General features: G+C 60.7%; 16 protein-coding genes and 3 pseudogenes. 16 read left to right on the top strand and 3 right to left on the bottom strand.

Annotated features, from left to right (window positions below; translation table 11 throughout):
• Positions 1–276 precede the first annotated feature (276 nt).
• The 13 genes from X744_RS159210 to X744_RS1000000173575 all read left to right on the top strand — a co-directional run bounded on the left by X744_RS159210 (position 277) and on the right by X744_RS1000000173575 (position 9,819).
• Complete coding sequence (locus X744_RS159210; RefSeq protein ID WP_245266548.1) at positions 277–924, top strand: type III secretion protein; 648 nt, start codon at positions 277–279, stop codon at positions 922–924.
• Positions 925–942: 18 nt separating this feature from the next.
• Positions 943–1,575 (top strand): hypothetical protein, encoded by a 633-nt coding sequence (locus X744_RS159215; protein ID WP_023758738.1) that lies wholly within the window; start codon positions 943–945, stop codon positions 1,573–1,575.
• 12 nt (positions 1,576–1,587) lie between these two features.
• A complete protein-coding gene (gene sctJ, locus X744_RS159220; RefSeq protein ID WP_245266547.1) occupies positions 1,588–2,421 on the top strand; it encodes a type III secretion inner membrane ring lipoprotein SctJ in 834 nt (277 codons plus the stop codon).
• A complete protein-coding gene (locus tag X744_RS159225; protein ID WP_023758736.1) occupies positions 2,418–3,047 on the top strand; it encodes a SctK family type III secretion system sorting platform protein in 630 nt (209 codons plus the stop codon). Before sctJ ends, X744_RS159225 begins: the two co-directional genes overlap by 4 nt.
• A complete protein-coding gene (gene sctL / locus X744_RS159230) occupies positions 3,044–3,661 on the top strand; it encodes a type III secretion system stator protein SctL (RefSeq protein ID WP_023758735.1) in 618 nt (205 codons plus the stop codon). The genes X744_RS159225 and sctL overlap by 4 nt, the downstream gene beginning before the upstream one ends.
• Positions 3,658–5,016, top strand: a complete 1,359-nt coding sequence (locus X744_RS159235) for a FliI/YscN family ATPase (protein ID WP_023758734.1) — start codon at positions 3,658–3,660, stop codon at positions 5,014–5,016. Before sctL ends, X744_RS159235 begins: the two co-directional genes overlap by 4 nt.
• Positions 5,017–5,029: 13 nt before the next feature.
• The gene (locus X744_RS1000000174800) at positions 5,030–5,491 is read left to right on the top strand and encodes a hypothetical protein (RefSeq protein ID WP_156938522.1); all 462 of its coding nucleotides are present in this window, start codon (positions 5,030–5,032) and stop codon (positions 5,489–5,491) included.
• Between the two features lie 78 nt (positions 5,492–5,569).
• A complete protein-coding gene (gene sctQ / locus X744_RS159245; protein WP_198032216.1) occupies positions 5,570–6,628 on the top strand; it encodes a type III secretion system cytoplasmic ring protein SctQ in 1,059 nt (352 codons plus the stop codon).
• The gene (gene sctR, locus X744_RS159250) at positions 6,621–7,274 is read left to right on the top strand and encodes a type III secretion system export apparatus subunit SctR (RefSeq protein ID WP_023758731.1); all 654 of its coding nucleotides are present in this window, start codon (positions 6,621–6,623) and stop codon (positions 7,272–7,274) included. Before sctQ ends, sctR begins: the two co-directional genes overlap by 8 nt.
• Before the next feature lie 16 nt (positions 7,275–7,290).
• The gene (locus X744_RS159255; RefSeq protein ID WP_023758730.1) at positions 7,291–7,560 is read left to right on the top strand and encodes a flagellar biosynthetic protein FliQ; all 270 of its coding nucleotides are present in this window, start codon (positions 7,291–7,293) and stop codon (positions 7,558–7,560) included.
• A 9-nt stretch (positions 7,561–7,569) separates the two neighbouring features.
• Entirely contained in the window at positions 7,570–8,385 is an 816-nt protein-coding gene (gene sctT, locus X744_RS159260; protein ID WP_023758729.1) for a type III secretion system export apparatus subunit SctT, read from the top strand.
• Between the two features lie 170 nt (positions 8,386–8,555).
• A complete protein-coding gene (locus tag X744_RS159265; protein ID WP_023758728.1) occupies positions 8,556–9,404 on the top strand; it encodes a DUF1445 domain-containing protein in 849 nt (282 codons plus the stop codon).
• A gap of 250 nt (positions 9,405–9,654) precedes the next feature.
• Positions 9,655–9,819 carry a hypothetical protein gene (locus X744_RS1000000173575; RefSeq protein ID WP_023758727.1) on the top strand — a complete coding sequence of 55 codons (165 nt, stop codon included), beginning with the start codon at positions 9,655–9,657 and terminating at the stop codon, positions 9,817–9,819.
• A gap of 784 nt (positions 9,820–10,603) precedes the next feature.
• Here X744_RS1000000173575 and X744_RS159270 read toward each other — a convergent pair.
• Positions 10,604–10,795, bottom strand: coding sequence for a hypothetical protein (locus X744_RS159270; RefSeq protein ID WP_023758726.1), 192 nt, complete (start codon positions 10,793–10,795; stop codon positions 10,604–10,606).
• Between X744_RS159270 and X744_RS1000000171875 the strand changes: the two are divergent.
• The 3 genes and pseudogenes from X744_RS1000000171875 to X744_RS20025 all read left to right on the top strand — a co-directional run.
• A pseudogene (locus X744_RS1000000171875) lies at positions 10,791–10,904 on the top strand (recombinase family protein); the annotation flags it as partial. The gene X744_RS159270 and the pseudogene X744_RS1000000171875 overlap by 5 nt on opposite strands.
• 237 nt (positions 10,905–11,141) lie before the next feature.
• Positions 11,142–11,435 carry a helix-turn-helix transcriptional regulator gene (locus X744_RS0136575; RefSeq protein WP_031260029.1) on the top strand — a complete coding sequence of 98 codons (294 nt, stop codon included), beginning with the start codon at positions 11,142–11,144 and terminating at the stop codon, positions 11,433–11,435.
• A pseudogene (locus X744_RS20025) lies at positions 11,413–12,671 on the top strand (HipA domain-containing protein). Before X744_RS0136575 ends, X744_RS20025 begins: the two are co-directional and overlap by 23 nt.
• Before the next feature lie 31 nt (positions 12,672–12,702).
• Here X744_RS20025 and X744_RS1000000173570 read toward each other — a convergent pair.
• Both X744_RS1000000173570 and X744_RS0136570 read right to left on the bottom strand, forming a co-directional pair.
• On the bottom strand, positions 12,703–12,861 hold the full coding sequence (locus X744_RS1000000173570) for a hypothetical protein (protein WP_156938521.1): 159 nt from the start codon (positions 12,859–12,861) through the stop codon (positions 12,703–12,705).
• A 98-nt stretch (positions 12,862–12,959) separates the two neighbouring features.
• Positions 12,960–13,301 (bottom strand): annotated as a pseudogene (locus X744_RS0136570) (c-type cytochrome); the annotation flags it as partial.
• Positions 13,302–13,502 lie beyond the last annotated feature (201 nt).

The following is a 13,502-nucleotide window of genomic DNA, read 5'->3' as shown; positions in this document are numbered from 1 at the left end:
GAGCGAACGCGTTCGCGAGCAGCGCCCTGTTTGCCACCACCGACACCTTTCTGCATCCAGGCGTTGAACAGGGGATCACACACGGGTCCCGCCTGATTCCAGCGCGCACCATATCGCTTTGCTCACTGTTCGCAACATTTGGCACCGAACTAGCATCGGCAATCCAATTGGACTTCCAATTTCGCAGTGCGCACGTTACAGTGAACCCGGCGGGCAAAACCATGAAGCGAGCGATGCGGGGTCACCACTCGTGGGTCGCTTGCAATAGGACAAAAGTTGACGGGACGCGGTATTTGCCATGCGGATCGGTTGTCGGGAGCCAGGGCTGCCTTTGCCGCCTGCGGCCTTGCCGTGGTCCTGGCGCTCGGCTTTGGCTCGCAGCACGCATACGCTGCCGAACCGCGATGGCCACCTGGCCCTTACAAATACATCACGGTCGACCAGTTGGTGGCAGACGCGCTGGTCGAGTTTGGCCGCAACATGCGAGTGCCGATGCGCGTCAGCAAGCTTGTAAAAGGACGCCTGAGCGCCGGCATGCCGGCGGGGACGGCCCACGAGTTTCTGGCCCAGATTTGCAATCGATACGGGCTGGTCTGGCATTTCGACGGCATCGTCATGAACGTTGCGACCGAAGCCGAAATCCAGACGGAAATGATCCCGCTTGATGCAAACACGGCTGCCGGTGCGGAAGATCGGCTTTCGCGGCTGGGCGTCATCGATCCGAGGTTTCCGGTAAAGGTTTCCAAGCAAGACGATGTCGTCTCGGTATCGGGGCCACCCTCCTACATCGAACTGGTCAGGAAAACGCTCGGAGTTCCCGCGGCAACGGGCACGAAGCCGGAGCCGGGCAAGGTTGTTTCGGTCCGCGTTTTCCGCGGAAGGCAGGTGGAGGCGTATGACGTCCCCTCCGCCGAGAAGAACTAGGGAACGGGAGGCAGGTTCATGCAGATCGCACCGATTGGAGCCTTGGAGGCTACGCTTGCAAACTTGACCACCAGCATAAGCTCACAACAGCAGATCACCGCTGGCGCCGCGGCGCAGCCTGGCAATCGAATGGCCGGTGCCAAGCAGGAAAAGCACGACGCCGTGAGGGTCAACACGCCTGAGCGCGGTGATGTCGCCACACGGGAAGGTCAGCAGGTGGCACAAGCGTCGTCCGGTGCCAATCCGGCAATGGCTGGGCAATCCTCCAAGCCGGAAAGGACGGAAGCGATCGTCGAACGCCAACTCTTCGACTATCTGGCCGAGGCAGAGAAGGCAGGGGGCGGGGCGTTCACGGATCCGTCGGCCCTGTTCGGGTCGGCCGTTCGGTCGTTGGACGGAACCATGCAGCAGGTCCAGAAAGCCCTGGGCCAGGCGAACGCCCCGGTGATCGGCGATGCAGCTACGGTGCAGGATGCCGCCGGCAAGACGGCCCCGTCAGGCAAGGAAGCAGAAAATTCCCCGGCAAAGAATGCCGAGCAACTTCTCGAACGGTCCATTTCGGTGATGTGGGCAGCCGCCAATCTCGAGGTGGTGACGAGCAGCGTGACGGCCGTCACGTCGTCCACCAGCACGCTGATCAAACAACAGTGAATGGGGTATTTCGTGCCGACGCTAACCTTGCCGTGGCGCTCAACGCTATTGAATCGATGCGGCGCCCGGTGGCGCGTGGCGTTGATTGTTATCGGCATGCTTGCGTTGCAGGCGTGCTCGGAGGAGCTCTATTCCAACCTCAACCAGCGGCAGGCCAACGAGATCGTGGCCACGTTGATGCGTCATGGGATTCCTGCCCAACGCGAGACCGCTAAAGATGGGAAAATGACGGTTTCCGTGCAGAAAAATCGGTTCGCCGACGCAATGGCGATTCTGGATGAAAGCGGATTGCCCAAACAGGAATTCCAGACGCTGGGCGACGTGTTCAAGAGAGGTGGGCTGGTGTCCTCGCCGGTGGAAGAGCGGGCGGCGATGATCTATGGCCTGAGCCAGGAGCTGTCGCAGACGATCTCGGATATCGACGGCGTGCTTTCCGCGCGCGTCCATCTTGTCCTGCCCGAAAACGATCCGCTGAGACAGCAGCTGGTGCCGTCGTCCGCCTCCGTCTTCATCCGGCATCGCGCATCGGTTCCGATGAATGAGCTGATCCCACAGGTCAAGATGCTGGTGGCCAAGGGTATCGCCGGACTGACCTATGACAATGTTTCCGTCACCCTCATTCCGGTAACGGCGGCGGCCCCCGAGCAGGGAACCGGCGAGGCGGGCTTCACGACGTTCCTCGGCCTTTGGTTGCATCCGGACAGCGTCGTCGCCGCGATGTGGCTGTTCTACGGGATGGCGGCGGCCATACTCGCGCTGGCTGCCCGGCTGGCCTACCTCCAGTGGTATCGCCAGCCCGGCGTCTATGCGCTCGATGCTTCGGCAATGTCTGTGAAAAAGACATGACCGAGACCGGCTCGAAGCAAACCGCCAGCCCGGAATGGCAGGCATTCGTATCCAACCCCGCATCCTATGTGGATGCGGCCAGGCTCGCGGAATGCCTTGACGGCACAATCGGCGAGGCTGCCTGCGAGCGTATGCTGCAGTCGCGACGCCTGCATGAACGATTATCGGAGCTTCTGGTGGAGCGTCATAAGCTGTCTTCAGCAGTCGAAGAGCCGGCCGACGAGGTCGATCGAGCGATCGCCTTGTCCTCCGGCGAGGAGCTGGAGGAACTTGCGCTTCGCGCCGGCGCGATCTACTGGGCCGGCAGTCTGGCCGCTGTCATTGTTGGACGCGAAGCGGCCGCGTGGCAGGCAGCGCTTGGCGCGGATCTCTGCGCTTTCGCGGTCGCCAACCGCGATCTGGCCGGTCCGATGCAGCGGTTGGAACCCCTGGAGGACATTTACGGCCGTGTCTATGCCCACGGCCTGAGTTGCCTTGGCGCCTGGTGTCAGGCGATGCCTGGCGATACGAGCATGCGGGTGCGCCTCAAGCTGGTGCCGCACGAGCTCGTCGATCAGACGGCAGGCGAACCCTTTGCCGAGACCGGTCCCGCGATTGTTCGACGAGCGATGAGCTCGGCGGGATGATCGAACCGGACAAAGCGACCGATGCCGTGCCGGGGCGCCCTTTCGCCCGGATCCTGCGCGCCGCCGAGGTGCGCGCCCTGCAGGATGGGCATGCCTTTCTCGATGAAGCAAGGCGCGATGCGCAGCAGTTGCGTGATGCCGCTCGGCGAGCCTATGCGGCTGAATATGCGCAGGGCTATGAAGACGGCAAGGCGCAAGGCGATGCGGACGCCACACGCTTGATCAGCGAGACGGCGGTCAAGGTGGATCACTATTTTGGCGGGCTGGAAGCCGAAGTCATCAGCCTGGCCCTCGATGTCGTCAGGCGAATGCTTGGAGAATTCGACGTCAGCACGCTTGTCGCGAAGGCGGCAAGGCAGGCTGTGATTGAAATTCGCCGCGCCAAATATCTGAAAGTCCGAGTTCATCCCGCTTCCGTCGACAGGGTTCGCGATGAGCTGGACGCTGTCTTGCGCGAGAGTGATCTGGGCATGACGGTCGAGATCGACGCGGATGACGCATTGGCAACCGGCGCCTGCATCGTTTCGACCGACTTTGCCGTCGTCGATGCGAGCATCGACGCGCAGCTCCAAGCCATAGCTGCCGCGATTGCGTCAAAGGCGGAGGTTCCATGAAAGAGCCCGCTGTTGATATCGAAAGCCGTCTGGCGTCCCTCATTCCGAACCTGCGCTCCGCCCTCCGCAACGATGCCAGCCGGCCCAGGAAAGGGCGTGTACGGCGGGTCACCGGCACGATCATCCATGCGACCGTCGAGGAGGCCCGGATCGGCGAGATATGCGAACTGGTCGACCCCAGGACCGGCAAGACGACCAAGGCGGAAGTCGTCGGCCTCATGGACGAAATGGCGATCCTTGTTCCGCTTGGCGATCTGAGCGGTCTTTCAAGCCTGACGGAGGTCGTCGCGACCGGAAAGGACCAGCGTGTGCCCGTCGGTCCCGGCCTTCTCGGCCGGGTGATCAGCGCGCTCGGCGAGCCCCTGGACGGCAAGCCGCTTTCGCAGGATGGCATGACCGGCAGCTATCCGGTCAATGCCTATCCGCCATCTCCGCTGGAGCGCAGCTTGATTTCCGAGCCGATCCAGCTCGGAATCCGCGTCCTCGACGGGCTGCTCACCTGCGCGCGCGGGCAGCGCGTCGGCATCTTCGGCGAACCTGGCGTCGGCAAGTCGATCCTGCTTTCCGACATCGTCAGAGGCACCGATGCCGATGTTGCCGTGGTCGCCCTTGTTGGAGAGCGCGGACGTGAAGTGCGTGAGTTCCTCGAACATCAGCTTGGACCGGAAGGGCGGGAGCGGGCAATCGTCGTCGTCGCGACCTCCGACCGGCCTGCCATCGAGCGCGTCAAGGCCGCCTATGTGGCGACCAGCATTGCCGAATATTTTCGCGACCAGGGTAAGCATGTGCTGCTTACGATGGACAACATAACGCGGTTTGCCCGTGCGCAGCGCGAGATTGGCCTGGCCTCGGGCGAGCCATCGACGCGTCGCGGCTTTCCATCTTCGCTGTTCGCGGTCTTGCCCCGCCTGCTCGAGCGCTCAGGCCCCGGCCGCGTCGGTTCCATTACAAGCCTCTACAGCGTTCTGTTGGAAGGCGACGGCACGCTGGATCCTGTCGCCGAGGAAATTCAGGCGCTCCTCGATGGCCACGTCTTCCTGTCGAACGAACTCGCGCAGCGGAACCATTTCCCGGCCATCGACGTCCTGCGCAGCCGAAGCCGCCTCATGGATGCGGTTGTACCGCCGGCCCATCGGTCTGACGCCAGCCGCCTGCGTGAGTTGCTTGCCCGCTACGCCGACATCGAACTTCTCCTGCGGGTCGGTGAATACGAAAAGGGAAGCGATGCCGTCGCGGACGAGGCGGTGGCGAAGATCGATGCCATCAACGCCTTTCTGCGTCAGGCGTCCGCTACACACGAGAGCATCGACAAGACGCGCCAACTCATGCGGGAAATCGTCAATGAAAGATCGTGACATGATCGCTCGATTGGGCGACCTCAGACGCCGCCGGGAAGAACGCGCCAAGGAAGGCGTGATCAGAAGGCACGCCGCTGCGCATCGGGCCGCGAAGGAGGTTCAGGCGGCAGCCGCTGCGGTCACCGAACACCTCCGGCGCACGGTTGACGCAGAAGAGGCAGCGTTCGGTTCGCTGGTTGGGCAGCCGGTAAAGGCTGCCAGCTTCCATCGGCTTCAGGGACGGTTCGAAATCGCCGCCAGAAAAACCGAGCAGTTGCGCGAAAACGAGAAGATTGCCGGCGCCGCCGAGGAGCGACGGAAAGAGGAGTTGTCGGCAGCCCGCAATGATCATCGTGCGAGCCTGAAGGCGGTGACGAAGCTGGATGGCCTGTTGGAGCATCTGACCAAACGCAGCGCGCGCCGTCGCCTCGCTCTTTCCGAGCTTGTCGAGGAAGAGGAACGCGATCCGCCGCGCTTGCCAACAGAACGATAGCCCATCCGTGATCGTGGATATGGAAGTGTAATGCCTCAGGCCCTGGCGTCGGCAAAAACGAAAGCGCGCGGAAAACCGGTGAAACGCTCAGCCGGACTGCCGGGCGTCGGCGAACGGCTGACACTGGAATCCGTCGCGGCCGCGGAAGTCGGGGCATTGAACGCCTTCTACCGCCGCCGCGCCCCAGCGCAGATCACCATCGCGGGGAAGGCAATGACGATTGCTGCCGTCTGGCCGGCGGCGAACCCTGCGGACCAGCGGCTGTGCACGATTGCGTTCACCGTCGCAGGCAAGGTCGCCAAATTGCGCCTGCCGCTTTCTGTGGTCGAACGAGCCTTCGCCAAGGCGGACGAGCTGGTCGACATGAAACGACTGGCGCCCACTCACGCCGCACTGCTGCTGGAATCCGCATTCGAAGAGGACCTCGAAAGGATTGAGAGCAAGCTGGGTGAGAGGATCGCGCTCACCTCGGTTGAACGAAGAGATACGGTTTCGGAGCAAATCCCCCTCGCTTTTGTCATGGCCGGCAACGACGAAACGATAGACTGCGTGTTGAACACGACGGACGCCGGCCTGGCGGTTCGGATCGGCCGCCTTCTCGACGAGATCGGCAAAGCGAGGCCGCCGATTCCGGCCGAATTCCCACTGTCGGTGTGCCTTCGACGTGGCGCGCTGACGATCACCCTTGGCGAGCTTCAAAGCCTGCAGCCTGGCGATGTGGTGCTTTTCAGGGATGCGGAGGAAGAACGCATGGCGGCACTCATCATTGCCGAGCGTCTTTATGCGCCGGTGACCTTGACTGCCGGTGGGCCGCAATTGCTTGCCGCGCCGTCTGCAATCGCTGGATCGAATTGGGAGTGGACCATGAACCAGAACACGCCGCCGCCAGCCGGCCAGACATTGGAAGATTCGACTCTGGACGAGTTGCCGGTCGCGCTTGCCTTCGAGATCGGCCGCACGGCAATGCCTCTTGGGGACGTAAGGCAGCTTGCGCCCGGCGCTATCATTGCGCTCACCGATGTAACGCAGGAGACTGTCGACATCATCGCCAACGGCAAGCGTGTCGGTCGTGGCGAGATCGTGCGGATTGGGGAAAACCTGGGCGTGCGGATCGTCCGTATGTTCGACAATGCTTGAGAATTCGCCCAACCTCCTTGGGATTCTGATCGCTGTAGGCTTCGTCGGGTTGCTGCCGCTGGCCGTCGTCACGATGACGGGCTTCCTGAAAATTTCGGTGGTGCTGTTTCTTGTCCGCAACGCGCTTGGCGTCCAGCAGATGCCGCCCAATCTGGTGCTCTACGGAATAGCGCTTGTGCTTACGGTCTATGTCACCACGCCGTTGCTGAGCGAGATGTCGGGCCGGCTTCAGGAAGGACAAGTTCAGTTCCAGACTACGGACGACCTTGCCAGGGCGGCACAAATGGTCAGGGAACCATTGCAGCGACATCTGATGAAATTCACCCAGCCGGAAGAACGGCAGTTCTTTCTCGATGGCACAAACCGCCTGTGGCCGGAACAGGCGCGGCAGAATCTCAAGGATGACGATCTCTCGATCCTTGTTCCCGCCTTCGTCGCATCCGAGCTTACCCGCGCCTTCGAGATCGGCTTCCTGCTTTATCTTCCTTTCCTCATCATCGATATCGTTGTTGCGAACGTCCTGATGACGCTCGGCATGATCATGGTCTCGCCGGTTCTCATTTCGATCCCGCTGAAACTGTTCCTTTTCGTCGCCATTGATGGCTGGTCGCGGCTGATGCATGGCCTCATCCTGAGTTACGTCTGACACCGCTGGGGTTCCCATGAGCAATGACTTCATCCTGGCGAAGGTCCAAAGCGCGCTTCTGACGGTGCTGCTCGCGTCCAGTCCGGCGATCATCGCGGCGTTGGCTGTCGGCATCCTTGTCGGCCTTGCCCAGGCGCTGACGCAGATTCAGGACCAATCGCTGCCGCAGACGATCAAGCTCGTCGTGATCCTGTTGGTCATCATCGTCTTCGGTCCGCTGCTTGGCCAGCAGATCGCGGAGCAGGCCTCGACGGCGCTGGACGAATTCCCCGTCGTCACGCGCTGAGGCACGCGGATGCCGGTCGAACCACTCTTCGCGTCGGTCAAAGAGCTTCAGTTCTATCTTCTGGCAGGGGCTTTCGCGCTCGCACGCCTGACCGGTTTCATGCTCCTGATGCCGCTCTTTTCACGCGTGCCGCTATCCGGCCTTCTGCGCAACGGGGTGGCCCTGGCGTTGGCGGTTCCGGTCTTTCCGATGATCATGACCAAACTGACGAACACCGATATCACGACAACGATGATCGTTCTGTACATGCTCAAGGAGGTCGTTGTCGGGGTGACGCTCGGGCTGGCAATGGGCATACCGTTCTGGGCGGCGGAGGCTGCGGGCGATATCCTGGACCTGCAGCGCGGTTCCACGATGGGGACCCTGATCGATCCGATGATGACCCATGAGACGAGTGCCACCGGCACCTTGCTCGCCGTCATCATGGTGACGATCTATCTGGCAGCCGGTGGCCTGCAGCTCTCCCTGACGAGCCTCTACGACAGCTACGGCCTTTGGCCGATCGACCAACTTCTGCCTGTGTTCAGCAAGGATGCTGCCTGGATATTTCTCGATCTGCTGAATCGCATCCTGGTGATGGCGTTGACCCTTGTGTTCCCGGTCGTTGTCAGCATGCTCTTGTCCGACATTGTGCTGGCTTTCCTGGCGCGCGCCTCGCCGCACCTGAATGTCTTTGCGCTCTCGCTGGTCGTCAAGACGCTGGTGTTCAGCCTCGTACTTGTCCTCTACGCGGCTTTCCTGCTCTTCTACATGAACCGGGACCTGGCCTTTCTGCACGAAGCAGCCCGACAGATAGAAGCGATCGGCTGCCGCAGCTGCCAATGAGAGCGAAAGATTTATGAGCAGAGGCTAATAATAACAGAGGCCTCTGTTGGTCGACCAATAAATACAATTTATCGACGAGGAAAGATTCTGATAATTTGACAGGCGGCCGACCCGTCGATGATCTTACGCCTTCTCGACGTGTCTCTGAAACATGCACATCCTCGGAATCCATGGCTCGCCAGACCACTTCATTGATCTACGAGGACTTGCGACTGGTCGATGCAGATAGGCTGCGCAGACTGGTTAGAACGGGCGCCTATGATGGGCATACGGGAGGGCTTGCGCGCGGCAAATTGCAGGCCAACGTTGTGATTGTGCCCCGCAGCTTTGCCGGAGATTTCCATCAGTTTTGCGTCCGCAATCCGAAACCCTGTCCTTTGGTGGCCGTGAGTCGTGCCGGCAGTCCATTGCTCCCCGCCTTGGGTGACATCGATATCCGCACCGATGCGCCCCAGTACAACATCTATTGGTTTGGGGAGATGATCCGTCGGAAAACCGACATCATCGATTTGTGGCGGGATGACTTTGCCGCTTTTGCGCTAGGCAGTTCGCTTACCGTCGAGGCAGCACTTGCCGAAAAGGGCGTGAAACTCCGTCGCATCGACGTCGGAAAAACTTCTCCAAAGTTTAGAACCAGGATCGAGACCTTCCAAGTCGGATCGTTTGGTGGCGAAATGGTCGTCTCCATGCGCCCGATAAGACAATGCGACGTCGACAAGGTTCGCGCCCTTACCGCAGGTTTCCCGCATGCGCACGGCTCCCCCATCCATGTCGGGGAGCCGGTGACCATCGGGATACGAGATTTGATGGCTCCCGACTGGGGCGATGCGGTCGAAATCAGGGAAGGGGAGGTCCCTGTATTCTGGGCCAGCAGCCTGACCGCTCAAGACGCTCTTGCGCGTGCCGAACTCGCGATCTCGATCACGGTGTCGCCGGGCCATATGCTGATCACCGACGTGGATGCACAAGCCGTTAGAGCAGTCAGTGTTCGGACGGACTTGAGAACCAGGGCCTGCTGAGGATGCTGTTCGACATATCGACAGTGTCGGCCGGAGGCTAGATTGATTGCCGACGGTGGTGCCACGCTGGCAGCAAGCCTCGGCAAAGCTGCATCCAGCTCAGTAAAGGTAATTTCAAGCGCTTCGGCTTCGTCCATCGTTTTCCTCGCCAATACACCATGCGCCACCCCCATCGGAGCGGCAACTTGCATTCGGCATCCGGTGAAACAATCCGCCCTTCGCCGGGTTTCTCCCGCCGAAGGAGACCTTCATGATCCGTTGGCTTGTCAGAATCGGCGCACTCTATGTTGCGTATAAATTCGGTGAAGAAGTCGGGCGCGCTCAGGCTCGAGTTGATTTGCGCCTACGACCGCAGCCCGATTATGAGAGCACCCCGACCGCCCGTAACGAAGAGGAGTTCGGCGAGCCGATCTGATTGTCATTCGCCGGCCGTAGGTCGGGTCGGAGTTTCCATAGATCCGCCCAACCGAGGCGACACACCTGCACAGTGCCGTCGCTAAGCGCGACGGTGTGGGGAAGTGGTCATGTTATGTCTTTGGGGAAATGGGCGCGATATGGCGGATATCGGAACGCCCCTATCCCCTAGAAAGCGGTGGATAAAAGTCGGCGCCGCCCAAATAGTTCTTGCTAATTTTTCTTTTTCGGCGCCAGCGTCTGCTGGGGCTTACTGAAGGCGAAATGCTAAACCGCGTAGCTTCCACCACATCTAATTTGCGCCATTTTAACTTTATTGTTCCCGACGACGTCATTGACGCTGTCGAGGGATATCTCTGCTTTTGTGCCGCCGGACGCATCGTTTCTACCTTTTCGGCAGTTCAAGCAGTGCGAGACAAAGTCCTAGACTGCGCGCTTTCCGACGAGCAGATTGAGTGTTACGCTGTATTGGCTGCGGTCGATGAAGGCCTAGCCGTCCACTTCGATCGGCGAGGACGACAACCGGATCCCTACTCGAGATTGAGTAGGTGTCACTGGCATCTGGTGCCGATCTGGAAAACCAAGGTGCGGTTGCGAGTTGCCCACGTGTCATTTCGCCGGCCGAACGTAGTCGGTCCTGCCGGCCGTACCCCTCCGCTCCTTATCATTGGCAGAACGCAAGCCAGGCCGCAGCGAATAGAATTCCTTCCATGAAACGCGCCTGCCGCGGAATGGTTCGGCGCTCTCCGTAGTGCTGGTGACGCTCGTTGATCGGGGTGCAAGGTTCATGCTGCTTTAACACTGTCGCGCAGTGATGGGATAATCTCGCCATCGCCCACATCCACCATCACGACGAACGACAGGTTTTCGTTGTCGTCCTGCCTGCAGGTGACGCCAACCACCTCAACCGACGCGCCGTCGTTGTCTTCTGCCCGAAAAGCGGCGATCGGCATCATCAAAATGCCGAGGCCCGCCATGCTCCAGATGCTGGCCGTGTTCGCTGAGTTCGAGACGGCCATTCGCTCGGAGAGGCTGTTGGATGGGATTGCCAAGGCCAAGGCCATCGGCACCAAGTTCGGCCGCAAGGTCAAGGCAACCCCGGAGCGGATCTTCACCATGCGCGCCGATGGCGAGACCGGCCCTGAGGCGATGCGGGATCAGCGCTCACCTGAGGTCATGATCCCCAAACAGTTCATTTATAGGACAAATGATCTACAAACAGATCAACCCCTTGACATTGACAGCACAAAAGATACTTATGCGTATCAAACTAGCTTTGAATGAAACTCTTAAGTATCACCATGCCATCGCGAATATGCGGGCCTGCTTGAAATAGGTCACCTGCTGAAGCAGGCGCGGCTTACCGCGTCGCTGACGCAGGAGCAGGTCGCCGATATGGCCGGCATATCGCGTCCCCGATATCGCGACATCGAAACGGGCGCAGCCGCGGCACGTGCGACCATCCTGATGAACATCACCCGCGCCCTAGGCCTGGAGATGATGCTGATCCCACAGTCCATGGTTCCTGCCGTCAAGTCCTTGCTGCGACCGCATGACGACGATCTCCCCGCCTTTGTTTCCCAACCCGACGAGGATGATCGTCCCCCGAATGTTTAAAGCACCCAAGGCCATCCCCTCCCTTGACGTGCTGCTGAACGATCTGAAGGTCGGAACGATCGTCAGGACGCCAGGCGATTTCAATGCATTCAATTTCGACGACGCCTATCGAGCGACCGGGGGCTTTCCCGTCCTCAGCCTTTCTTTCCGCGCGGCGGCAGGAGGATTGCGGAAGGATCCAAAGCCTCTTGCCGGGGCCTTACCTGCATTCTTCGCCAACCTTCTTCCAGAAGACAAACTGCGCGAAGCGATGGAGAAACACCACGCAGGCAATGTGCGCGCAGGAAACGATTTTGATCTGCTGGCCGCGCTGGGTGCGGATCTTCCGGGCGCCGTGCGTGTCTTGCCGACCGATGGCACGACGGCAGTTGCCGAGGATGCCTCAAAGGATAGGCCAAAAGCCCGGTTCTCGCTCGCGGGCGTACAGATGAAACTCTCTGTGATCAAGAACACCGGCAAGGGAGGTGGGTTGACCTTGCCTATGGGCGACGAGCAAGGCCAGTACATCGCCAAATTTCCATCGTCGGCGTTCCCCGGCGTCTCTGAAAATGAGTTTGCCAACCTAGCGCTGGCGGCGGCGATCGGCATGGACGTGCCCGAGCGCGAGCTTGTCGAGAAGTCCGATTTCGAGGGAATTCCCGAGGAGTTCGACACGCTGTCGGACGGCAAGGTTCTCCTCGTCAAACGCTTCGATCGCGTCGTTGGTCGTGAGCGCGTCCATATCGAGGATTTCGCGCAGGTTTTCGGTGTCTATCCCTCGCGCAAATATGAGGGCGCCGCATATCATGACATTGCCTCAGCCCTGAGCGCGGCCGTCTCGCCGACGGCCGCGCTCGAATTCGTGCGCCGTCTGGCGCTGACGGTCATCACCGGCAACGGCGACATGCACCTCAAAAACTGGTCGCTGATCTACCGGGGCACTGGCGACAAGCCAGAGCTTGCGCCAATTTATGACGTCCTGTCGACCGTGCCCTATATTCCCGCCGACTCGATGGCGCTCTCGCTCGGCGGCGAACGCTCCTTCAAGGCGCTCGCTGCCCCGCGATGGAGTCGTTCGCCAACCGTGCAAGGCTGCCAGAGCCGGCCGTGCTGAGGACGGTGATCAAGGTCGTCGAGCGCGTCAACGATCATTGGTGGAGCCTTCCGGAACGGGCCGTTATTCCGGAGAAGGTGCTCGAGCGGATTGATGAGCATGTGAAAACGATGACCCTGATACTCGGCACCTGCGCCGCATAAGGAGGGGAATCGCGGCGATGGGACGGCTCCCCTACTTGCGCAGATCGATTTCGGAAATGAAGGCCTCGCCGATATGTAGCCTGGCGCTGTAGCGGCCGATGTAGGTCGTCGTGCGCTCCTTGGCCGCCCACATGTTACCGTCCACCTCCTGGATCGGCTCCTCGACCAAGGGAGATTGGATTGATATCATCGAGTAAAAAACCAGTATGCCGTCATTCTCTGATGATCCGAGAGACCAACAAGCGGTCCAGGAACCCGGATGCCTTCGAACGCGACGTTCGCGAGCGCGATCGCCGCGCGCTGAGCGGCATTGGAAACGCCGAAAGTCATTTGGGTGCCAGGCACCATCTGACGCGGCGCTGTGAGGAAGGTGTCGAGCGACGAACTGTCCCAGACGATGTTCGACTCTCGCAACGCGGCTGAATAGCGTGCTCCCTCGATGCTGCCGGCCAGGCGGCCGATGACGCCAGACAGATGCGGACCGGCCCTGTTCTGGCCAGGCTCCATACTGTGGCACGCCCCGCAGCGCTGCCGGAACAGCCGCTCGCCGTCGGCCTGCTGCGCGGAAGCGGCGGCAGGCAACAGCAGGCCGGCGGCCAACAGCGTAGCCAGGGATGCGCGCGCTCGCATGATGGACGTCGCCACAGTTGCAACGCCAGCGGACATGAGGGGGTTGCGTGTCGTGCCTTGTGAATGGTTCATCGGATGGCCTCTGCGAAACGTTGAGGGGAGGAGCTTTGCTGCGGGCCGGAAGCTTCCGGCGGGACCAGCCGCTCGACAGCAACAGCTGGGCAGGGAAGGAGAGGATGCAGGTGGTGAGGCGCGGACGTG

This window comes from Mesorhizobium sp. LNHC252B00 (assembly GCF_000502955.1).
In the GTDB taxonomy this organism is placed as follows: domain Bacteria; phylum Pseudomonadota; class Alphaproteobacteria; order Rhizobiales; family Rhizobiaceae; genus Mesorhizobium.
This window is presented reverse-complemented; position numbering and strand designations above follow the sequence as displayed.